Origin of the sequence: Providencia rettgeri, from assembly GCF_023205015.1 — a bacterium.
GTDB lineage: Bacteria > Pseudomonadota > Gammaproteobacteria > Enterobacterales > Enterobacteriaceae > Providencia > Providencia rettgeri_E.
This window is the reverse complement of the sequence record NZ_CP096258.1, coordinates 496,007-520,039: the sequence shown is the minus strand read 5'-3', so window position 1 is coordinate 520,039 and position 24,033 is coordinate 496,007. Positions and strand designations below refer to the sequence as shown.

Genomic DNA, 24,033 nt, shown 5'->3' with positions numbered 1-24,033 from the left:
CCTTAGATATTACCTAAGCCGCTACATCGAGCAACTACTTGCACTTGAAATTATTTCACATTGATAGATGTGGTGAGGGTGATTATCACGCTATTCAGATTAAAAATTAGTTACATTAATATCTATCCTTATAACCTATTTCATATTGATATAAAAAAAGCCACAACCCTTACAGGCCATGGCTTTTCTGCTTATAAAGTTTTATTTGTTTTTATGAAAATGCACCATAAATAACTGAAGTAATAGAGGCCAGCCCACAAATAAAGGTGAAGATTTGAGCAGGCTTTGACGTGCTGAACTTCTTCATCGCAGGAACAATATTCATCGACACGACAGGTAGAATAAACAGAATAGCGGCAATCATTGGTGCCCCCATCGTTTCAATCATGCCTAAAATACTCGGGTTACGAATAGTCACAATCCACGTTGTAATCACAATAAATAACATGGAAGCCGTTTGAATTTTCTTCACAGAGAAAGAAGAACGGGACTTAATTAACCCAACTAAGCCTTCGTGAGCCCCTAAGAAGTGACCAAAATAACTCGATACAATCGCAGCAAAAGCAACTATCGGCCCTAAATAAGACAAGATTGGCGATGGGTTAATATTCGCGATATGTGATAGCACACTAATATTCTGTTCTTTCGCAACGGCAAGCTCTGCAGGGCTTAGTGATAAGACCACAGAGAAAACGAAAAACATCACAAAGCCTGTCAGCATTAATGCTGCACCACCCGTAATCATATCTGTTTTCACAATCGCATTATTACCAAACTGCTGACGTTGGTCTTTAGTAAATTGGCTGATAATTGGGCTATGGTTAAATGAGAATACGATTAGTGGGATCGCCATCCAAACAATCACAGGCATTGCACTCCAATCAGGAGCCACCTCTAGCATTGACGTATTCCATTCAGGAATTAAATACAATGATAAAGCTAATAAAATGAATACCAGAGGGTAAACCATTAGAGAGGTAAGCCTTAGCATAAGCTCACGACCAAATACCACCCCTGCAGTCATTGCTGCAATCAGCACCCCAGACAGTAACCATCGTGGCAGCGGCTCTATTTCGAGTTGATTTACCAAGAATGAATCAACGGTATTTGTGATACCTACACCATAAATCAATACGATAGGGTAAATAGCAAAGAAATAAGCAAACGTTATAATATTTGCGCCTACTTTACCAAAGTGCTCTTCTACCGTATCTGTAATATCCGCATTTGGATTTTTTGAAGATAAAACAAAGCGTGCTAACCCTTTATGGGCTAACCAAATCATTGGTGTTGCAATTATTGCTAATATTACTAATGGCCAAAACCCCCCTGCACCCGCTTTAATTGGCAGGAATAGAACTCCTGCCCCTACGGCGGTACCGAATAAAGAAAGTACCCAAGTAAAATCCTTATAGGTCCACTTACTAACAGGTTTATCTGCTGTATCTACTGTTTTTTCAATTGTGCTCATCTTGTGTTCTTCATCATTAACGTTATTAAAATAAGATGTGCAGATTTTGCATTAAATAATCAACAGTGCCTAATTTAATCACGCTATTTTTTTCAACTTTTTGGTGTAGATCTCGTTAATAACGTAAAAAAAATAAATACCACGTAATTATTCTGTGAATAAATAATTTTGCAATTAATTAAAAAAGTAAATTTTAGATATAAAGTATTTAATTTTTAATTTGAAAAATGGCTGAGCCATTTGCTCAGCCATTTTTTTACCTGAAAAACTGAAGTTTTATAGGTAGACTGGAACTAATATTTCTGTCGCAATCACCACCACAACCAATCCAACTAATACTGGAATTGACGTTCTTTTCACCACTTCAAAAGGAGAGATTTTTGCCATACCAGATACAGCTACGACAACCCCTGATACAGGCGATAAAGTCCGCCCTAAATTAGAGGCTTGCAACATTGGGATCACTAAATAAGCAGGATTGACGCCCATTTGTTTTGCTAAATGAGGGATTAGCTCAACAAACGCATAGAACGGTGCATTTCCCGAGCCCGTTGTCATCGCGGCTAACATCGTAATCACGACCAGCGCAATCATCATCACAATTGCACCTGAACCAAATGATTGTGCGAGGTCAATTAGCCCTTTGATGAAACCAATGGTGCTTAAACCCTGCGCAAAGACCCCAGCGGCGACTAACAACATCACAACCGTTGCAAATGCATCAGCCATTCCTCTATAACAAACTTCTAAGCCACCATAGACGTGTTTCGCGCTAAAACTGCGTAAAAACTCAATGACTGCAGCTAAAATAATGCAGCCAACAATAATCGTAACGATATGCAATTCAGGCGCCCATTTACCATCAAACACTAAAACACCGATAATTGGCGTAAAAGGTAAGATAGCGTAGAAAGCAGGTGCGTGTGTTTTGATTTCATTGACGTCTAACATTTCTGTTTTGACGTTCTCTTTTCTGTCTAAATAACGTTGCCAGAAGAAGTGTGCGATTGACATTGCCACAATTGCCGCGATAGAAATCGGTAAGGTCGTTTTAAACGCAAAATCAATTAATGGCATTTCAGCCGCTTTTGCCGCCAAAATAACGTCACCGGATGTTGGCGCTAAAATAATTGCCGCTGGCGATGCACAAATTGCCGCTGCTGCACCACGACTGATCCCAACATTCACCATGACAGGGAATAACGTCGCCATCAGTAATACACCAAGGCCTGTCGCAGAGGAAACCGCTAACGACATCAAGCATGCCACAATATAAGCGGCAACCATCAACAAATAAGGGGAGTTGATCATTTTTAATGGCTTAGAAGCGATTTTCACCACAACATCATTTGCCCCAATGTGAGTCATATAAGATGCAAACCCACATAACACCATGATCATCATGCCAAGGTCGCCACCTCGGCTCATTAATAGGAATTTTATGTATTCCAGAATATCTGTTACGCGCCACCCCGTCGTCGGAACAGAACCTGGTAAAATACTTTTACCCATAATCGCAGTAATGATCAGAAGTAAAATACCCCCTGTCATTAGCACACCCGTTGCGGAATACCCTTTTATGATATAACGCCCAACTCCAATGGCGACAATAACGCCGATTAAGAGCTCAATCATGTATTTCTCCTGCCTGTCTTATTTTGTAATTATAAAAAATCACTCTGCCTAATCATTAAGCAAAATTCACTGACTATGATCATATCAACAGATGATTTTTAATATAGAAATACGTTAAAACACAAGAGGAATAAATAAAAAATCTCTTTTAGGCAGCAGTTTACAGCCGATATCTCCATATATTAATAAAGAATAGGAAGATCAGCTTAGTTTAGCTATGCCATGTTTTTCACATTAAGGAGGGAAATTGATTAACTAAATAACTCATAAATCATATCACCAAAAAAACCGCGATATTGTAAATAACGAATTTGCTTACTTTTTTCTTTAAAATCTTTAGGAATATTATCCCCAAATTTCTTACTACGTACCAGTGCGGCCTTTTCAAACCAATCTACATCTATAGTGGCAAAATGTTTTTCCACAACCGTTTCAGTGAAACCTTTCTGTCGCATTTCTTGTTTTATCCGCAATGGCCCATATCCCTTGCGCAGATAACCTTGCATTAATAGCCCAGCAACACGGTCATCATCAAGAAAATGTTGCTCACTTAGCCTTTCAAGCACCAATTCAATTAAAGACTCATCGATAATGCCGTCATTTTTCTCATACATACGCCGTTTCATACGTGCAAATAGCTCAGCTTTCCCATAATCACGGCGGGAAAGCATAAACAAGGCGTATTGGTAAAGCTCGGTTTCATTCATGGCGTTAAACTTTCATCATTAAATTGGGCGCATTGCGCGCCCAGTCTAACATAAACCTTTGTACTCTAGCTTGAATAAGCATGTGACTCGACTGGCTGAACGCAGTCAAACCCTATGCAGCTTGAATCGTGACGCGTATGTACTCTAAATAATTCAAGTTGCATGTAGGCGACAAACGAAGACAGACCGATGAGCATACATAAGTATGTGATTCGGCTGGCTGAGTGCAGTCAACACCCATGCAGCTTGAATCGTGACGCGTATGTACTCTAAATAATTCAAGTTGCATGTAGGCGACAAACGAAGACAGGCCGATGAGCATACATAAGTATGTGATTCGGCTGGCTGAGTGCAGTCAACACCCATGCAGCTTGAAGTATGACGAGTATGACAAGTTAGTGAACTTGAGCACCACTCAACAATTTATATATCGTATCCGGGGTATAACTGCCGTCTTGGAAATAAATTGTCCAGTCCGTAATATCGTCGCGCGTTAATGGGTAAACTTCCCCTTCTTGCATATTTTTCACATAAAAAGGATGATTAATTAAACGCCCTTCAAACAGGTCACCATTCCAAGAAACAGGTTCAAACCACATATGTTCATGACCATCGAAGTCTTCTTCTGCGTCATGATAGCCAATACCGCATTTCACTAAAAAGCGCCATTCTGAATCTTCAGCTTCCTCGTTTTTACCGAGGAATTTGGCAAAGAAACCTTTCTTCTGAGCCACTGGTTTTGGCCCGTAGTTATCTAACATATGCGTGAAATATTCCCACCGTAATTTGGCTTTACGGGACATATCAGCAGTTTCTTCATCGGTACGCATAAACATCATCGCGTTTTGGTCTTCAAAGCCTTCAAAGAAACTTTCTAATACAGGGTTTTCTTGTGTCACACGGAACAACATCGCGGATGGGTGCTGATGAGATTCATCTCTATCATGCCAATCTCCCATAAAGCGCTCTGATGACGCATCTCCAAACTCGAAATTCATCTCTTCAAGTGGCTTCAAGTCATCAATTGGCGTTGATTTACCCACGTGCAACAAACCTTCTTCAAACGGAACGGCAACTAAATACTCATAGCCTGCTTGGGTTTGCCCAATAAAAATGGGTTCATTAAACACGATTTTTCCGTGAGTAATACTGTTATTTACGAAGCTCCAAAACAGTTCGGGAATACCATAATAAGAAGCGATCGGGTGAGGTATAATAATTTCCGCTTCAGATAAACCACAGCGAGCCAAACCATGCGTGTGGAACCAATACATGGTCGGCGCGCGCTCTTCTTCTGGCTTGTCTTCGTTGTCTTCTTGGTCATAAATGGCATGAACAACATACAAAGAATCAATACTTGGCATTAAATCATCAATGAGTTGGAAATTAAGCCACTCACGAGTAAACACTTTCCCTGCGGCAGAAATATCCAGGCCCAGTAATAAATCGGGTACCAAGATTTGAATGACCTTTAACTGCTGCAGATAATTGACTAATGGTTGTCCTTGAAATAAGCACTCAACAATCACCGCTTGAGGGGCTGCGCTTGCCTCTGCGTACAGTTCAGGGCTGATTGGGTCAGTGGCAAAATAAGGGTTGATAGTATATTCAGGATCGCTATCCACTAAAGCGATATAAAAACGTAATTCTTCCTCATCTTTTTTACAGCTAAAGAAAAAGCCGCCGTCCTCTGGAATATAATCTATTTCACCATCAGTAAAATACGTTTGCTCTTCTAAGCGTTGCTCAAGCAATAAAGACGTCAACTCAGAACCTGGGATAGCAACCATCATAGATGCTTCTTTCTCGCCCTCACCCACTGCTGTATCAAGGTAATATTGTTTGTTATTCATTTTCAGACCTATTAATAAGTGACTCTGGCGAGGATATCAGCTTATATTCATTAAGAATATTGTGATTATTCTTAACAAATAGAGATTGTGATTTGATCCTCCATATTGTAACTAAGTTAATAAATAATCATTATTCGACAATCAGTTATTCTACTTTTCATACTGTATTGACTGAGGCACAATAATGCTCTTTCTTTAGTTTGCTTTAAATTGATAAAGCAAAAAGTTCTATTTCAATAAAGGTAATTCAAATATGGCTGATTTAACCAAAGCACAAAAAGAATATGTCGATGACCTCGCAATGCAACGCGTTTTCGATATGAACAGCGATGAAGTGTTGGTCAACGCCTTAGAACAAAAAATTCACCAAATGGAAGACCATTTGAAAGCCTATTTTCATGAGCGAGTTAAATTTCATCAGCAAACTAAAAAATAGCCTTTACCAGCTCAGTGCCGATGCTGTTTATGATATCGGCACCTGTTTTGCCCCTTTCGGGCGGTAATTCTTAAATAAACAATAAACACACATTTATTTAGGTTTAAATATCAACAAAAAAGCATTAAGCGCCATCTAAAAATGGACCTCTAATGATAGAATTCTATTCATCACTGTACGACTAATAACAATTTATCTATTACACTTCTCTTTTGTCCAAATATTGAGCCAATTTTATGAAACGCATTCAATTCAGTACTGCACTGATCCTTTCTTCTATCATGAGCATGTCTGTGAGTTTTGCTGATGGCGATCGCCCATTATTTTCAGTCTCTGTAAGTGAATCTGGAGTCCCCCAAAATAACAGCGAAGGCGGCATTACTCGTTCTTCTACCTCAGAGTCACGAGTACTGCCGATTTGGGGCGATGAAGCCCGTGCCCGAGGGTATGATTTACCGGAACCATTTGGGGCAAGTTATGGTTATATGAATATGCGCCAAGATATTGTGGTGGATAGAATCGGGTTTATCGCTCCAGAAAACCCTGATTTTTCAAACGCGATACATATCGAAGCAGGGCATACAAGACAAAAAAGTGAAACCCATACACTGAAATTGGATTCATGGGTATTTCCATTCTTAAATGTTTATGGCCTGTATGGACATACCAAAGGTAAATCCCATACTACATTAAAAGGTGGAAGCTTCGCCTTAGCTCCGGGATTCGTCATTCCGTTAGACCCTTTTTTGAAAGGTCAGCCTTTTGACTTAGACTTCAAAGGCAAAACTTATGGCGCTGGATTTACTTTAGCTGGCGGCTATAACGACTTTTTTACAACCTTAGACCTGAACTATACTAAAACCGACCTTGATATTCTTGATGGTGATATTAAAGCCTTAATCATTTCACCTCGTATTGGTTATCAATTCACTTTTGATCCACTAATTGATGGGCAAGGTAATACCAAAGTTCAAGTTTGGACTGGGGCAATGTACCAAGATATTACTCAACGTTTTAAAGGTGATATCAATAAGCTCAATTTACCTGGAAAATTCCAAGACATAGTTAATTCAATTGATGAGCCAGGCATGAAATTCGATGTAAAACAACATCTTGCTCATAAATGGAATAATACTGTCGGTGCTCGTGTCGAATTTACGCGTAATTTTAATGTGCTCACTGAATTCGGTTTTAATAATCGTAATACCTTCTTTGTGTCTGGAGAATTCCGTTTTTAATGTGGCATTCGGCAATTATTCAAAGGCTGGCCTTGCTCAGCCTTTTTATTATTTTTCCTGCTAAAGCTGATTTTCTTCCTGACCGCCAGCAAATCGACGGCTGGCTAAACGATCTCGGTGGGGAAAATAGTTTTGATGAAAGTAAAACTTTTGATTGGGGCATATTACCGGGGCCATTTTATACCCCCGAAATGGGCATTGGTATTGGCACCGCTCTGGTTGGTTTATATCGAATAGATAAAGAAGATAAACAAACCCAGCCATCTTCTATTGGATTAAGCGGTTTTGCATCGTCTACAGGTGCATTTGGCTTAAATTTTACCAATTACAATTTTATTGATAACGACCAGTGGCGGTTATTTGTTTCCGGTACCATTAACAATATTCCCACTTATTATTGGGGTAAGGGATATTCTGCAGGGAAAAACGATCACAATAAAGAAAAGTACCATTCCCAAGAGTTCCAAATAACCCCAAGAGCCTTATACCAACTGGCTGATTCTACTTATGTTGGGCTCGGTTGGAACTTTTCGTCAATCAACGCCAGCGATCCTGATGATGGCGCCAAACACTATTTCTCCAATTCAATTGGGGGTCGCTCGGTATTAAATTCAGGCATCAGTGCATATTACAGTTATGATACTCGTGATTTTTTGCCTAATGCCTACCAAGGACAAGCTTTCGAAGTGGTTTATACCTATTTTGCCCCAAATCTAGGGAGTGACACTCGTTTTCAAACCACCCAATTGCAATATGCGTACTATCATCAGTTAGCCGAAGAGACTGTTATTGCGTTCGACAATTATGCAAGGTTTTCAAGCGGAAATGTACCGTGGAACCAGCTATCATTACTCGGTAATGGTAACCGTATGCGCGGGTATTACGAAGGCCGCTATCGTGATAACAATATATTCACCAGCCAAATTGAACTTCGCCATAAACTCGATTGGCGCCATGGTGTTGTGGGTTGGTTAGGAACTGGAACCATGAGTGATACGGCGTCCGAATTAGGCCAAGGGCATTGGTTACCCACCGTTGGTGTAGGCTATCGTTTTGAATTTAAACCAAGAATGAATGTCCGTTTAGACTTAGGTATCGGTCGTAACAGTACTGGGATCTACTTTCAGGTTGGGGAGGCATTCTAATGTTCAAATGGGTTACCCCAATAGGGATTGCACTTTTATTAGCCGCCTGCCAAAGCCACGACAAACTAGAATTGCCCACTATTGAGCCAGTCGTTACCCCTTATACCGTTGAGGAGGCCTCACAAGCATGGCCTGTTATTACTTCCTTAGCCCCTCCACAAGGTTTGCGGGCTTGCTGCGCTTTTGGCTACAACTTGCAAGCTGAACTATGGGGACTCCCAGTGCCGTTTTACACTATCGATAATATCGTTGAAGCGGATAGCCTTGGTGAACACCATTATAATGACAGTTTTTTAGGTGCCTCTGCTGCATTAATGGGGCTCAGTAATGAAAAAATAGGCTTACTCTATACAGATAAAAGCGGGTTTATTGATATTTCCCATGTCAGAGATACTGCAGATTATACTTTTTACTTATTTAGCCAAATTTATCCACGCCTTGGTCAACAATGGTCGCTGTCTCTTAATGAAGAGCTAGCGGATAGGCAAATACATTTCAGTGCATTTGAACCACCACAATCTGCTGAGCAGCGTTATACCCTAAGTGCCTATTTAGCTGCAAAACTAGCTTTCCAGCTTGCTGTATGGCATGAAATTGCGCAGTGGTATGGTTATCAATCTGTACCCGGCTTTTCTGAAGGGATCTCCGCATTTTCTCCTGAAGACCTGTACTCAAATTTACTCGGTTCTCGTCTGGCCTTAACCTTGATCCTACAAGGCCGAGCAAGCTCTTTAGCCACTTACTCTCAGTCTATGGAAAATATTCTTCCGCTAGCACTTCACCAGCTCGGTAGCAAAGATAGAAAAACCACGCGGAAAACATTTGATAGCGTTGATGGTTTGTGGTGGAACAGTTACCGTAGGGTACCGGAGAAATTTCTTGTTTTAACAAGAGATTACCATACAAGTGACCAACGTTATCCTTTGATGCCCCCACAAATTATGCCATCTGAAGGTTTACGTTTAACCTTGCCCGATCGCTACCTCAAATATGATTTGTCATTACTCGCGCAACTGCGCTTGCTCCCTACTGACAATATGAAGCAACTTCCCAAGCCTATCTCTTATTGGACGGTGGCAGATTTTCCACAGTTGGCGGAAGATGCGAAGCAACAAGATTTACTGCAACAAGTTTTAAAACCTTAATCAGCAGATTTGTGATATCTATGTAAATCGCTTTATCGGACTTTGTCCTAACATTACTGCACTTAGAATTTTAAGTTAAATGTCACTTTTTACTCATTTGCAGATAATAATGTTATTTCACTTTTACCGCCTCGATAGACTTTAATAAAACGATGAAGACCTCATTTTGATTAAAAAACAGCCTTCTGATTGCTTATTTTTCAGACGAAATAACCCTACAACAACTACATGAATTGTACTCTTTTTAATCAAATTTAGCTTAAGTAAAGCTCCAGCGCTACGGGAATAAACAATTTAATTTATTATTCTTCATATGAAAATATACCAATAGAAACTTTACACCATTTAAAATCAATTGATTCATAATAATACAAAAAAGTCTACAAAATAATACAGAAGTTTCCCTAATGTCACCCGGATAAATGTAGCTCGTGAAAAATTAATCTGCTAATATTCGCTCGAATTTTGTTCAGAGATACTTAGGAGAAGCAAATGCCCTCTCGAACGATGAGGACAAACGCCGTCTTCGCTTTCTTATTTTTACTTTTATTTTCGAGCCTGAGTATGGGCTCCACCAGTACCAGCACAATGCTCAATAAAGAGTATACTAATAAAACTGTGCAACAGAATGTAAGTCAGGCTAAAACCTCACTCCCTGATTTACGCAAATACCCTTCTGGTACGCCTCGAAAGAAAGCATTTTTGAAAACGGTTGTCCCTGTTATTGAAAAAGTGAATAAACAGATTATGGCTGAACGTACTTGGTTATTATCAGTACGAGCTAACAAGAAGTGGAGCGCCCAAAAGTTGCGCCGTCTTGAACAAATCTGTAATAGCTATGGTATGAAATGTAGTAATCCAAAACGTTTAAATTGGAACAAACTATTGAGTCGTGTCGACATCATGCCAACACACTTAGTTGCAACACAAGCAGCAACAGAGTCTGGTTGGGGGACATCACAACTCGCTCTGCAAAACGGTAACTTATTTGGTATGCGCTGCGGTAGTGGCTGCCAGACCAAAAAAGGAAAGATTAAAGGCTATTCTACATATTCTTCTGTAGAAGATACCGTGACTGCTTATATGAAAAACATGAATACCCATAACGCTTATGAATCTCTACGAACTTCACGAGCAAAACAGCGTTTATCAAAAGATGAGCTGGATACGAAAAAGCTAATTAATGATATGAAAGGGTACTCAGAGTTAGGTTCAACCTATAACCGCTATTTACAAGAGATGTACGCGAGTAATGAAGAATTGATTACACAAGCTCAACAAAGAGCAGCCACTCGCATTTAATGTTGTATCACCAGGTACAAGACATAAAAAATCCACTTCGTTAAGTGGATTTTTTTTATCCCTCACAAACCGCATTGAACTTACTTTACTCATTCAACCAATTTAATTTTTAGATTTACTCTATTGCTCTAAATAGTTCGAGTGATGGCGAGGTGGCAAGAGAGGATATCCCTAGGAGCATACATAAGTATGTGACTAGGGTAGCTGAACGTAGCCAACAAAGTCACTGCTCGAAATATGACGAGCAATATGACAAGCAATATTCTGATTGCATAGAAAAAGAGATCAAATATCATATACCCTAACCTTCTAACAAAATAATTAACATCTTTGAGTCTAATATGAATTTCTTCTCTTTTGAGTTTCTTGGCTCTTTCTTGATTTTTTTTCTTATTTATTGGGGTTGTCAGCCCAGTGCAAAACTACAGAATGGCTTATTAATCACTGCTAGCTATTTTTTTGTTTATTCATTTAGCCCTGACTTTGCTTATATTTTATTTAGCTACACACTGATTATTTATTTGCTTACCAATGTGGCAACTAATTGGCTTTCGAGTAGATGGATATACGGTATTCTTACCGCGGTCATTGTTGGCTTCTTTACCACCTTTAAATATTACTCATTCTTCCAAGAGACTATTCAGCAGACTCTCGACAAATTTGGTTTTAGTGTTGGTCTTCCTATATTGGAAATACTTGCACCACTTGGGCTGTCCTTTTATGTATTCCACTCAGTCAGCTATACCGTATCGGTTTGTCGAAAAGAAATTCCTAAAGCCGATTTCTTTGACGTGACATTGTATCTTGCATTTTTTCCGAGTATTGTCGCTGGGCCAATCAACCGCGCGAAGAACTTTCTTCCCCAAATACAAGCGGAAAGCCGTGAGGTTTTAGATCCTCGAAAAGCCATATTGCTTATCTCATTAGCGCTAGTGAAATTGTTTTTATTTAGCTCGTACTTGTCTGAAAACTTTGTCAACCCAGTCTTTGACGCTCCCGTGGGTTACAGTGCGGGGGAGATCCTAGTAGCAACCTATGCGTATGCTTGGAATATTTACTTTAACTTTTCCGGTTATACCAATCTGGTGACAGGTATCGCGTTATTATTAGGGTTCAGGGTCCCTGTTAACTTTAACGCCCCTTATTTAGCTGCAAATTTAAAAGAGTTTTGGGCCCGTTGGCATATCAGCTTATCGACCTTTATTCGCGACTATGTTTATATTCCTCTTGGCGGTAACCGTAAAGGTTTTAGCCGTATGAACACCAATGTATTCCTTGCGATGGTCATTTCAGGATTATGGCACGGCGCAGCAATGACATTTGTAGTTTGGGGAGCCATTCATGGATTAGGGATTGTGTTACTTAATCTTAAGAATTTATGCATGGAAAAACTAGGATGGACCCAAGTGATCCCGAATAAGACATTATCAGTTTGGGTATCACGAATTATAACTTTCCATTTCGTTTGTTTTGCGTGGATTTTTTTCCGTAGCGCCTCATTTGATGATGCACTGTTAATGGTCAATCAAATCATTGCCCCTGGTTTTATCGCTTCTATTAATGCAAGCTTAGGGTTATTAGTCGCATTTTGGCTACTGCTGATTGCCTACCCTTATTTTGTACAAGGCTACCATTATGTGGCAAAAAAATACCAAACCGTTCCTTGGTATTATTACCCTATTCCACTCGCGATCATTCTAACCATTATGTTTATGCTTTCTCCTTCAGGTATGCCGGGGTTTATTTATGCTAACTTCTGAGTTTAAAAATACCCTAATCAAGGTTGGCCAGATTTTATTTATTGTCCTAATTGCTGGCCTATTATTAGTTTGGTTGAATCAAAGCTCGCTAGAGCGATTTTGGCAACAAAAATATCACCAAGATACCCCATGGGCGAAAATGGCAGGTAATCCTATCTGGGATTATGGCGCTTACTTACATGATGGCGCGCTTGAGGCAGGAAGCCTATTCACTTACTACGCATCAGGACAAAAAGCGCAGGAAGACAAACAAGCCGCGGCGCTCGCACTCGCCAATAAAGATAAAAAACTCAATTTCCCCAAAGAGTTTCAAATTGGTCTTCACTTCGTAAATGGCTATATTTATCCGGCTGAAAGCTTATCGGTTACCTTCCCTGAACGGCTGAAACGACCACAAGCTTGGGAGAAAAACCAGAAAATTAGCTTTGGTGGTTTTACAATCAAGAAAGAACAGCCAATAGTGGCAAAACATATTGCCAATATCGAAAAAGGCCAACAAGTTCTGTTTACGGGGGACTCCATGATGCAAGGCGTCGCTCCACATGTTAAAAACATGCTCTTGAAAAAATATAATATCGATAGCATTAATCTAAGCAAACAAAGTACAGGGCTGGCATATCCACGCTTTTTTAATTGGCCTCAAACCATTGCCAAGGCATTGAATGATAACCCCAACATTAAGGTTTTAGTGGTTTTTTTAGGGCCTAACGACCCTTGGGATATGCCCCCACAAACGGGTTCTAAATACGTCAAATTTAAAAGTGAAAATTGGGAAAAAGTGTACCGTGAGCGGATTAATGATATAGTATCAACCGCTCGCCAGCACAATGTTGATGTTATTTGGGTTGGTCCACCTAATATGCGTAAAAATGCGCTCTCCGATGGTATGAAATTCTTAAGTAGCCTCTACCAATCTGAAGTTGAGAATAACGGTGAAATTTACTTTTCAGTCAATGATGTTTTTAAATACCAAGGCGACACCTATTCTGACTATATCGGTGATGCAAGCAGTACAATTAAATTGCGAAGTGGTGACGGGATCCATTTCAGCGGAAAAGGTCAAAAATTGATCGCTGAAAAAGTATTCTCACTCATTCATTTCGAAGAAGAGGAAGAAAAGGAACCTCATGAAACTGAACAAACTGTGTCAAGCTAAGTCCAAAATATTGGCGGGTGGCGTGATTGCGCTTTTGTCGCTGGGCTTATTGTCTTGCCAGAACACATCAGACAAAACTCGTAAAACTAGCTTGCCTAAAAGTCAGCCAGCGGTTACACAAGGACAGTTGGTCAATAACGCAGAGCCTAATTTGCCACAGTTGGCGAATAAGTTGCGCCAAGGTAACCAGCAAGTACACATCGTCCAAATTGGTGATTCACACACTGCTGCTGACTTTTTCAGTGGCAATTTAAGAACATTGCTTCAGCAACGTTATGGTGATGCAGGCCCAGGTTTTATTCCGCCAATTTCAGTACCAGGACAACGAACAGCAACCATTAACCGTATGAGCGAAAAGAAAGAGTGGTCACTGGCTTCAAGCCGTAAAGATGAACGCTTTGATTACCCACTCGGTGGGCTAATCGCCGAGCCACAAGCCGCTAATAGCAAAGTGGTGCTCAAGCCTTTACAGCCTGCGTTAGGGGCTTATCAGCTACAAACTCTATACCAAAGCACAGGTGATTCACAAATGCGTGTTGCTCCTGCGGTTTCCCCTAACGTGGCATTGCCCGCTACAGGAAATCAATGGGTATTTTCGTCGCCTGTCAATACCCAGCTTCCAGCTCAAGTTACCGTTAATAAAGGAAATGGGCTAAAAATCGGTGGATGGTTAGTGCGTTCACAAAAGCCAGGAGTTATGCTTTCCGCGCTGGGGCTCAATGGTGCAACATTGAGTATGGCAGATAAATGGCAGCCACAGTGGAGCGAAACCTTAGCACAAATGTCCCCTGACATGGTGATTTTAGCCTATGGAACCAATGAGGCTTTTAACGATACGTTAGATTTAGCCGCTTACGAGCAAAATTTGCGCGCTAAAATTCGCTTAATTCGCCAACAAATGCCAAATAGCGTTATTTTACTTGTCGGCCCGAATGATTCACTTAAATTTAATGATGCAGCGAGTTGCCAAGCTCAAATGCCAGTGAATTTAACGAGTGTGATTCAAATTCAAAAGGCGGTGGCCGCTCAAGAAAATACGTTATTTTGGGACTGGCAAGCCTTTATGGGTGGCCCTTGCTCAATTCGCACATGGGCAGCACAAGATTTAGCCCGACCAGACAATGTGCATCTCTCTGCCGAAGGTTATAAGAAGAGTGCGCAAGGGCTATATAGCCAGTTAAGCCAACTATTAAATTAATTATTGGTTTAACACACAATAAGGCAGCGGTATCTTCAATGCCCCTGCCTTTTTATTTGCACTTTTTTTATATTTATCGCCTGATCGTTGTCATTTCCCTTTGGCTTTTTTCTTACTTATCTTCTTATTATCCTAAAAATTCAATTCCGACATTAAATTTGGAATGACTATTTTAAATAAAAACAATATGTTAAAAACACAGTTCTCGGAATACTACTGACTAATTGCGAATTCATTGTTCCCTCTAAAAAACATAAAAAATCGTGACCATTAATTAAATCAATATCCCCCACATAAAATTAGTATCCCTACGTTCCTTTTAATAAACCACCGCTAACGTTGATGCTTATTAAATCAGGAGGTAATAGCAAATCGTATTTTAGCTTATACAAGCTAATGGTTTGTTATTAACAATATGGAAGCCGTGAACAATTCTTTGACACAACCAGAATAACTTTACGGTAGCAATCGTAGACAATATTTATTTAGGTTCAAAAATGTCGACTAATTTCTGTGTGAAATCGTTTCATTCTTATATTGAAACCCTATCCAATAAAATAAAAAATAGCTTTTATCTAACGCACTCACTACTATTTAAAGTGAGTTCAGGTGAAATTGAAATGCGGATAGAAGAAGGCCCATGGCAAACGCTGACAGTCTCAGATATCTGTTTTCTCCCCAAAGGATCTTCAATTGAAATAATCAATCGTGATAATCACAATCGACTGGCTATCGATGTCCTTCCAATGACCACAGATATGTTGAAATCCTTTTATCAACAGCATGCCGAATTGTTTATTAATAAGAAAAAAAACGTCTCAACAAACCAAATTTGTTGCACTGGCTTGCATGAAAACCCGATTATTGAAGATGTATTTCACTCTGCGATTAAAGAAATTAGCGCCCCTAGCAACCATAATGTGATTCATATTCATTTAAATTTTATTCTGTCATTTTTTTTATTAGTGAATGAATTTACCTCTACATTGTATGCATCAATAAATATTTCGATAAAAGACAAAGTGTATGACTTAATTTTTCATAGCGCTGGAAAACAGTGTCATACCCTAGATACTATCGCGAAAAAACTCCATATGAGCTCTTCAACCCTTAAACGAAGGCTCGCCAGTGAATATACGAATTTTTCCAAGATTAGCTTAATGTCCCGAATGAATAAAGCGATGATATTATCGAGAACGGAAAATATGCCGATGACACGTATCGCCCGAGAAGTCGGCTATGATGATGTCCCTTATTTCTTACTGGCATTTAAAAGTTTTCATTCCCAACCAAACCTTAATTACCCTCTGCTTTAATACCCGATATCTCTTCACATCATCTCCTATCGAAACTTGAGCCTCACCATTTCAGGGTAAGGCTCCGTTTGACTAAAAATAGTGATTATCAATATCTAGTGGTACCAATGTGGTATCTATCGGAGGAATATCAACATGAGTAACATCACTATTATCGGTTGGCCCTGGAGTTACGGTTGCATCTGGTAAATCAGAATAAATCGTAATACTCCCTTTAACCTGTGCCTGATTTCCAGCCTGATCATATACATTGACTTCATAGTCATAAATGCCATCCTTTAATGGGCTATCCATCGAGATTTCCCATCGGCCCACTTCATTTGATTTTTGCTGATAGGTTTGATTATCAATCGTCAGAAATACCATGGTATCTGCCTCTGTTACACCACTGAACTTTGGCGTATTGATACTGGTAATTTCATCCTGTTTATCCGCTGTATTCGTTGAGTCATCTAAATTCCCACTCAATTCAGGTGATTTAGTATCTATGATGACTTGCCCTGTTTTTACCGCGCTATGACCGACTTTATCCTTCACCTTAATAAGGTAATCATAAGCGCCATCACTCAGAGCCTCTGTTACAGGAATTGTCCATACCCCTTTTTCATTGGCGCTCTCTTGGTATGTTTTTTGGTTGATAGTGATCTCAACCAATGCATTAGGTTCTGTTATTCCACTGAATTTTGGGTGATTATGGTTAGTTACGCCATCATTTAATAAACCTGAGTCAGTCATTGGATCTAGGCCGTATTCCGTTATCTCAGGGGGCGTCGTGTCAACGGTCACTGTTCCGGTTAAACGTTGTGTACCAATGTTACCCGCAATATCCGTTACCTCAATTAGATAATGATAATCATCATCTTTTAGTGCATCAGGTAAAGTAAACGCCCACTCACCGCGTTCGTTCATCTTAATATCGGTATAAACCCGTTGACCAATCGTTAACCGTACATGAGTTTCAGGCTCTGCAACTCCTGCAAAAATTAGCTTAGAAACATCGGTTAAAATATCCTGTTGAGTCGTCAAGCTTACAGGGTCTACAACACCACCCATCAGGTAGTCTGGTGCTAATGTATCAATCACCAATTGCCCTGAAACTTGGCCTTTAATCCCCTGAATCTTATCATTTGCAAAAATAACATACTCATGAAGACCATCACTCAATTCAATATCAACAGGGAGCGTCCATTCGCCTTTCTCATTGGCAGTAGCGACAAACGTTAAAGAAACTTTGTTATCGAAAACCAATCGAATTTCTGCATTTGGTTCAGTAATTCCACTAAATATGGGCTTATTGATATTGGTACAGTTATCGCCCTTAGCACCGGAGTCTAAATCAGGATCGAGCTCCCCTGTCACTGAGGCAACTGTTTTTACAACAAAGTTATCGGATACTTTGTGCTGGTTTATTTGTCCAAGCACATCTTTAGCTTCTATTTCATAAAAGTATGTGCCATCAGCAAGTGACTTTTCTGCAGGTAATGTAAACTGCCAGTTCCCTTCATGATCAGCAGTCGTATGGTAAATATTTCCATTGATCGTCAAACTGACGTCTGCATTGGCTTTAGTTTCTCCGCTAAACGTGGGTTGGCTACTATTCAAGACATTAGTCCCATTCAGCATCTCATTCACTTCCCCAGTTAATTCTGGAGGCGTAATGTCATACACCAAATCAAACTCAAACTGCGTTTCACGATTAACTAAATCCTTTGCCGTAACTGATAGTTTAATATTTTCACCATCCTGAATACCGACAGGGACAATATCATTGGGTAATTGTATTTGCCAAATCCCCTGATTATTGGCTTTTGCCGTACCCAGTATTTTTCCATTTGTATCTTTGATGGTAACCAGACTGGCAACACTTGTTGTCCCCATCAGTGTTAAGTCATTTTGGTTGAAAAGTAGTTTGCCGTCTTTTTCAGAAACGAGTTGCTTACCATTCACGCCAAATTCAATACTTGGAGAGACATTACCAGACTCATCACTGAGCACTTTAATTATCACCTCATGTTCAGTTTTATTACCGGCGATATCAAAAGCCGTTATTTTTGCCACATGCTCACCGTCAGGTAAGGCTAATTCATTAGCAAACACCGTTTTAGAACCATTGTATTTATTTTGTAGCTTATTATGCCGCGTTGTTTTTCCATTCACGCTGATCAGGTAATAATCCATGTTTCCATGATAAGTGAAAACCAATTTAGGATCCGCGACATTCGCAACTTTTGTGCCTGCATGAAGCTGCTTATCAACAATCTCGAAGCCATTAAATACGGGTTCTGTCGTGAGTATATTGAGAGTTGTTTGTCCTACTGAAACAGTGCCATCATCTTGAACAAAAGTAATATGGTATGCGCCATCCCCTTTAATAGGCACTTCGAAACGCCACTCTCCTTTCTCATTTGCTTGAATAGGATAATTATGACCATTTACTTTCGCTGAGATCGTGCCACCGGCTGTTATTTTACCCTTATAAACAGGTTTCTTATGATTGGTGTAGTGGTTACCGATTTGGCCAGAATCCGTATCTGGGTCAAGGTAAAATTTAAAGTCACTGATAAATACAGAAGAAGAAAACTCCCTTACCGAACCATAAACATCTTTAAATTTAAGCGTATAGGGAACTTCTCCTAGTGGAAGTTGAACATCATCGGGGACTTTAAAATCCCAATTTTTTCGGCCATTGGTCAAATTAATTGAATACGTTTTACCGCCTATGAGTATCGAGCCTCTGAGCTCATCACGATCCGATGCCCCAGAAATCTTTCCCTGTAGCTTTGGCAAGCGGCTTGAACTTAATGAGCTATTTACTTCTCCAGTACTACTCGACTCTGCGGCCACTTGAAATGTTACACTCAAAACACTGTCTTTGATTTGAATACCTTTTTCTTCAATCGATTTTTCTGTAACAACTCCTGATGACGAAGTTGCAACCAATACCATTTGGTCAAGATCATAACGACGATCCGCGACAAGAAAACCAGGCGGCAAACTAAAAGACCAATTTCCATCTTTATCAATATCAGTGATGGAAAAAATATGCTCATCTTTCTTACTTAATCTAAATTTAAATTTTAAACTTGCACCCGGGGTTACCTTTCCTGTGAATGTTGCTTCTAAGTCATTCGTCGATTTATCACCATGAAATTTACCTTTCGTCCAAGGTGAAGCCAGAGCTGCATCCGTTATCTCTGGTGGATTTGCATTAATTATCAGTGTACCTATTCTTTCAAATTGGTTATCTGCCGCATCCGTAACGGTAATTTTATAATCACCCGTAAAGTTTTTTGGTAATTCATTGGAAAGCTTTAAGCTCCATTTGCCATTATTATCGATAGTCGTTGGAATCGACTCATTATTTAATTCCAATATGACTTTACACCCCGGCTCTCCTTTTCCCGTAAATACAGGGTTGCGATGTGCAGTAATAAAGTTTCCTTTCGTTCCAGTATCCGTTTCTGCACTTAATTCAATCGTGGACACCGGAGCAGTGGTATCAATAAATATATTTCCAGAGATATCTGTTGTTTGTCCATTTACTGGGTGTTCAGCCGTTACAAGGTACTGGCTATTTCCTTCCGCTAGCTCTTTGACTTGAATTTCCCAGTTACCAGTCACTTTATCAGCCACAGCCGGAAAACTTTCATTCCCGATCACCAGTGTAATATTAGCCCCTGCAGTAGCAACTCCGGTAAACTTAGGCGCTTTGATATTGGTGATATAGTCACCTTTCTTTCCACTATCATACGCCGCACCTAATGTAGCGATAAGCGTCGGAAGCTCCGCATTCCCCCCCTCTAATGAGGGAGGTAGGTACGTAAAGCTCTGATTAATTGTATTTTGGTTACCTGCGGCATCTTCTGCGACAACCTTGTAGTGGTTATCCTTACCGACATCCGCATCGACATCAAAAGTCAGAGACCATTTTCCTTGGTTATCTGCATAAACCGTTTTAATTTTCCCTTTAAACTCAGCAGTAATTTTACTTTCAGGGTCGGAGGTACCACTAATTTGAGGACGTTTTAGGTTAGTTATCAAAGCATTCGAATTCTCTTGGCTTGCCAGATCTAAGCCTGCGTTCAGGGCGACGTGGCTATCTACGGTAAATTGCCCCTTAGAGGCTCCGGTATTTCCAAGGGTGTCTGTCACTTTAACCTGATAATCATACACACCGTCTTGCTTCACTGCTGGTAATGGCACTTCCCAGTGCCCGTCTTTATCCGAAGTGGCGCTGTACTCCTGCCCCGCAAAGTGGATCATGACCGTCGATTGCGGTTTGGTTTCCCCTTCCAATATGACGGCTTTTTGTTGGGTGATATAATCACCTTTGCTACCCGAATCACTGCTCTCACTCAGTTTAGCTTGTGCAGCGGGGGGAGTGGTGTCTACCCATACCGTCTCGCTGATTTTTTCGCTATTTCCAGCAATATCGGTGATTTGCACTTTGAGTGGGTGACCTCCCGACGTAACTAACGACGTCGCTATAAACGACCAAGCACCCTGCGCATCTGCCACCATTGAGTAACTTTTTCCACTCAATGAAACCTGTATTTTGGCGTAAGGCTCGGATTGCCCTGACAGCATAGGGGTCAATTGATTAGTGATAAAATCAGACTGATTATTGAGTTGTAAAATTGTGGGCTGCAATGTGGTTTTTATCTGTACAGACTCCGTGATCACAACCTCATTACCTGCGACATCCGTGGCTTTCACCACATAATCATATGTACCGTCTGTTAACACTTCTTGAGCCGCCACCGCCCAATCTCCATGGCTGTCAGCAAATGTTTTTAGCTGTTGCCCATCAATCGTCAACTCAATACGGCTACCCGCTTCGGCTTTTCCCGTAAAGTGCGGGCGCGTCTCTTTGGTGACTTTATCGCCAATATCGCCACTATCAGACTGCACATCAAGGTCAGCAGATAAGCTATCAACCTGAGAATCTACGGTGAATTGCCCCTTAGAGGCTCCGGTATTTCCAAGGGTGTCTGTCACTTTAACCTGATAATCATACACACCGTCTTGCTTCACTGCCGGTAATGGCACTTCCCAGTGCCCGTCTTTATCCGAAGTGGCGCTGTACTCCTGCCCCGCAAAGTGGATCATGACCGTCGATTGCGGTTTGGTTTCCCCTTCCAATATGACGGCTTTTTGTTGGGTGATATTGTCACCTTTGCTACCCGAATCACTGCTCTCACTCAGTTTAGCTTGTGCAGCGGGGGGAGTGGTGTCTACCCATACCGTCTCGCTGATTTTTTCGCTATTTCCAGCAATATCGGTGATTTGCACTTTGAGTGGGTGACCTCCCGACGTAACTAACGACGTCGCTATAAACGACCAAGTGCCCTGCGCATCTGCCACCATTGAGTAACTTTTTCCACTCAATGAAACCTGTATTTTGGCGTAAGGCTCGGATTGCCCTGACAGCATGGGGGTCAATTGATTAGTGATAAAATCAGACTGATTATTGAGTTGTAAAATTGTGGGCTGCAATGTGGTTTTTATCTGTATAGACTCCGTGATCACAACCTCATTACCTGCCACATCCGTGGCTTTCACCACATAATCATATGTACCGTCTGTTAACACTTCTTGAGCCGCCACCGCCCAATCTCCATGGCTGTCAGCAAATGTTTTTAGCTGTTGCCCATCAATCGTCAACTCAATACGGCTACCCGCTTCGGCTTTTCCCGTAAAGTGCGGGCGCGTCTCTTTGGTGACTTTATCGCCAATATCGCCACTATCAGACTGCACATCAAGGTCAGCAGATAAGCTATCAACCTGAGAATCTACGGTAAATTGCCCCTTAGAGGCTCCGGTATTTCCAAGGGTGTCTGTCACTTTAACCTGATAATCATACACACCGTCTTGCTTCACTGCCGGTAATGGCACTTCCCAGTGCCCGTCTTTATCCGAAGTGGCGCTGTACTCCTGCCCCGCAAAGTGGATCATGACCGTCGATTGCGGTTTGGTTTCCCCTTCCAATATGACGGCTTTTTGTTGGGTGATATAATCACCTTTGCTACCCGAATCGCTGCTCTCACTCAGTTTAGCTTGTGCAGCGGGGGGAGTGGTGTCGACTAATAGGCTCTGAATAGATATGCCCTGATTTCCTACGCTGTCTGTTACCTTAACCTTCAATACATGTGAACCATCCGCTAGATTATTATTGATGGTGAGTGACCAATCACCTTGCTCATTGGCTTTGGCGAAATACTCTTTTCCAGCGACCTGAACGATGATATTGGCGTTAGGATCTGTTTTTCCCGACAACATTGGAGTCACTTTATTGGTCAAGAAAACCGCTGAGTTATCAAGTAGTGCACTTGCATCGGGCAGGGAGGTTTTGATGGTCACAGTCTCGGTGATAGTTTTTTGGTTACCCGCTACATCCACTGCGGTAACCTGATAGGTTGATACCCCATCAGCCAATGGTTTCTCGACCGTAATTCGCCACCCGCCCTTATCATCAGCGACTGTCGATAATGTTTGTCCTGCAATCGCTAGTGTTACTGAACTGCCAGCTTCGGTTTTCCCGGCAAAAGTAGGAACCTGATTATTCGTTTGTCTCCCCCCTAACATTTCGATATTCGGATGCCCATCAAGACTAACAGAGAGGTTATCAAGCTGCGTGTCCACTTCAAATTGGCCGTTCACCGTCACAGGCTTACCGCCACCGGAGGAAGCCACTAATGAATATTCATATATCTTATCTTCTAACGGTTCTGTAATTTTTAATGACCACTTCCCGTCTTTATCTGCAGTGACCGGATGTTTCTTATTATTAATTGTGAGATAAGCCTGACTATCGGGAGAGACAACCCCTGTCAATGTCGGAGTATTAATATGGGTAATATTATCGCCCTTTCTCCCTGAGTCAGACTCTTCACTGAGTTTCCCCTGAATAAAAACCGGTGTAATCGGTTTAGATATTAAAGGGGCTGTTGCAGGCTTATTTGCAGACTGAGAGGATGATGACGAAGTACTTATTGGCGTAGCCACGGGGGCGGGTGGCGGAGAAAAGCTTAAGTCGTTGTCTTCTCCCTGTGCTTTTTCTGCTTTGTTTTTTTTATTTAGCTGTTTTTTCGCTTCTGTCAGCTTTGTTAAAGATGAACTAAGTAATATCTCTTTTTCGTCATTCTCCGAAGACAGGGCCTGAAGTGTCTTTTCTAATTGTTGATTTTTTTGATTTAACTCTGCCAGTTTTTGACTAAATCTTTGCTCCTCGTCTTGTCGGTCATTATCTGGCTGCTCCTCACTGTCTACTTGTTCACTCATATTTTTTGAGTCTTGATTGTCCGTATATTCGACAACATCACTCGTTAATTGCTCTTTGATATAAACAGCATCGGCCCCCACGTTTAAGGTTATTGATGATAGAATCTCATCTTGTGAAAGAATCGCTCCTTGCTCAGTCAATAGTGTCATATTTCCTAAAATAACTTCAGACAACCCATTTTTAATGTTCTCAATAGAACCATCAGGCTTAGTTACAATTAAATCAAGCCCTTGGACTTTAAACTTTTGGATTTCTATGTTTTTTAATTTATCGGTAATAGTTTTATCTGTCATGTTCTATATCATTATATTCATAAATGGAGTTATCAGCTAACAATCACACGCTGCCGTTAATGAAACCAATTATATCCATTTAATTAAAAATAAAAT

At 40.7% G+C, this 24,033-nt stretch carries 14 protein-coding genes; 9 read left to right on the top strand and 5 right to left on the bottom strand.

Annotated elements, in window-relative coordinates:
• Window positions 1-211: 211 nt before the first annotated feature.
• The 4 genes from M0M83_RS02240 to M0M83_RS02225 all read right to left on the bottom strand — a co-directional run bounded on the left by M0M83_RS02240 (window position 212) and on the right by M0M83_RS02225 (window position 5,666).
• On the bottom strand, window positions 212-1,471 hold the full coding sequence (locus tag M0M83_RS02240) for an aromatic amino acid transport family protein (protein WP_125892970.1): 1,260 nt from the start codon (window positions 1,469-1,471) through the stop codon (window positions 212-214).
• A 276-nt stretch (window positions 1,472-1,747) separates the two neighbouring features.
• Window positions 1,748-3,106, bottom strand: coding sequence for an anaerobic C4-dicarboxylate transporter DcuC (gene dcuC / locus M0M83_RS02235; protein ID WP_102139170.1), 1,359 nt, complete (start codon window positions 3,104-3,106; stop codon window positions 1,748-1,750).
• 251 nt (window positions 3,107-3,357) lie between these two features.
• Window positions 3,358-3,813: a regulatory protein RecX gene (locus M0M83_RS02230; RefSeq protein WP_125895254.1), complete on the bottom strand. Its 456-nt coding sequence runs from the start codon at window positions 3,811-3,813 to the stop codon at window positions 3,358-3,360.
• A gap of 395 nt (window positions 3,814-4,208) precedes the next feature.
• Window positions 4,209-5,666, bottom strand: coding sequence for a DUF4026 domain-containing protein (locus tag M0M83_RS02225; RefSeq protein ID WP_248467502.1), 1,458 nt, complete (start codon window positions 5,664-5,666; stop codon window positions 4,209-4,211).
• 253 nt (window positions 5,667-5,919) lie between these two features.
• Here M0M83_RS02225 and M0M83_RS02220 point away from each other — a divergent pair, with 253 nt between their 5' ends.
• From M0M83_RS02220 to M0M83_RS02180, 9 genes are all read left to right on the top strand, one after another.
• Window positions 5,920-6,102, top strand: a complete 183-nt coding sequence (locus tag M0M83_RS02220; protein WP_102139173.1) for a hypothetical protein — start codon at window positions 5,920-5,922, stop codon at window positions 6,100-6,102.
• 236 nt (window positions 6,103-6,338) lie between these two features.
• Entirely contained in the window at window positions 6,339-7,340 is a 1,002-nt protein-coding gene (locus tag M0M83_RS02215; protein WP_248467501.1) for a hypothetical protein, read from the top strand.
• A complete protein-coding gene (locus M0M83_RS02210) occupies window positions 7,340-8,485 on the top strand; it encodes a BamA/TamA family outer membrane protein (protein ID WP_248467500.1) in 1,146 nt (381 codons plus the stop codon). Before M0M83_RS02215 ends, M0M83_RS02210 begins: the two co-directional genes overlap by 1 nt.
• Window positions 8,485-9,630, top strand: a complete 1,146-nt coding sequence (locus M0M83_RS02205; RefSeq protein ID WP_213914413.1) for a DUF4056 domain-containing protein — start codon at window positions 8,485-8,487, stop codon at window positions 9,628-9,630. Before M0M83_RS02210 ends, M0M83_RS02205 begins: the two co-directional genes overlap by 1 nt.
• 492 nt (window positions 9,631-10,122) lie before the next feature.
• Window positions 10,123-10,932, top strand: a complete 810-nt coding sequence (locus tag M0M83_RS02200; protein ID WP_248467499.1) for a protein bax — start codon at window positions 10,123-10,125, stop codon at window positions 10,930-10,932.
• A 341-nt stretch (window positions 10,933-11,273) separates the two neighbouring features.
• The gene (locus M0M83_RS02195) at window positions 11,274-12,692 is read left to right on the top strand and encodes an MBOAT family O-acyltransferase (protein WP_213914414.1); all 1,419 of its coding nucleotides are present in this window, start codon (window positions 11,274-11,276) and stop codon (window positions 12,690-12,692) included.
• Complete coding sequence (locus M0M83_RS02190; RefSeq protein ID WP_213914415.1) at window positions 12,679-13,848, top strand: DUF459 domain-containing protein; 1,170 nt, start codon at window positions 12,679-12,681, stop codon at window positions 13,846-13,848. Before M0M83_RS02195 ends, M0M83_RS02190 begins: the two co-directional genes overlap by 14 nt.
• Window positions 13,820-15,046, top strand: a complete 1,227-nt coding sequence (locus M0M83_RS02185; protein WP_125895237.1) for an SGNH/GDSL hydrolase family protein — start codon at window positions 13,820-13,822, stop codon at window positions 15,044-15,046. The genes M0M83_RS02190 and M0M83_RS02185 overlap by 29 nt, the downstream gene beginning before the upstream one ends.
• Window positions 15,047-15,543: 497 nt before the next feature.
• On the top strand, window positions 15,544-16,362 hold the full coding sequence (locus M0M83_RS02180; RefSeq protein WP_248467498.1) for a helix-turn-helix domain-containing protein: 819 nt from the start codon (window positions 15,544-15,546) through the stop codon (window positions 16,360-16,362).
• Between the two features lie 72 nt (window positions 16,363-16,434).
• Here M0M83_RS02180 and M0M83_RS02175 read toward each other — a convergent pair whose 3' ends face one another.
• A complete protein-coding gene (locus M0M83_RS02175; protein ID WP_248467497.1) occupies window positions 16,435-23,937 on the bottom strand; it encodes an Ig-like domain-containing protein in 7,503 nt (2,500 codons plus the stop codon).
• Window positions 23,938-24,033 lie beyond the last annotated feature (96 nt).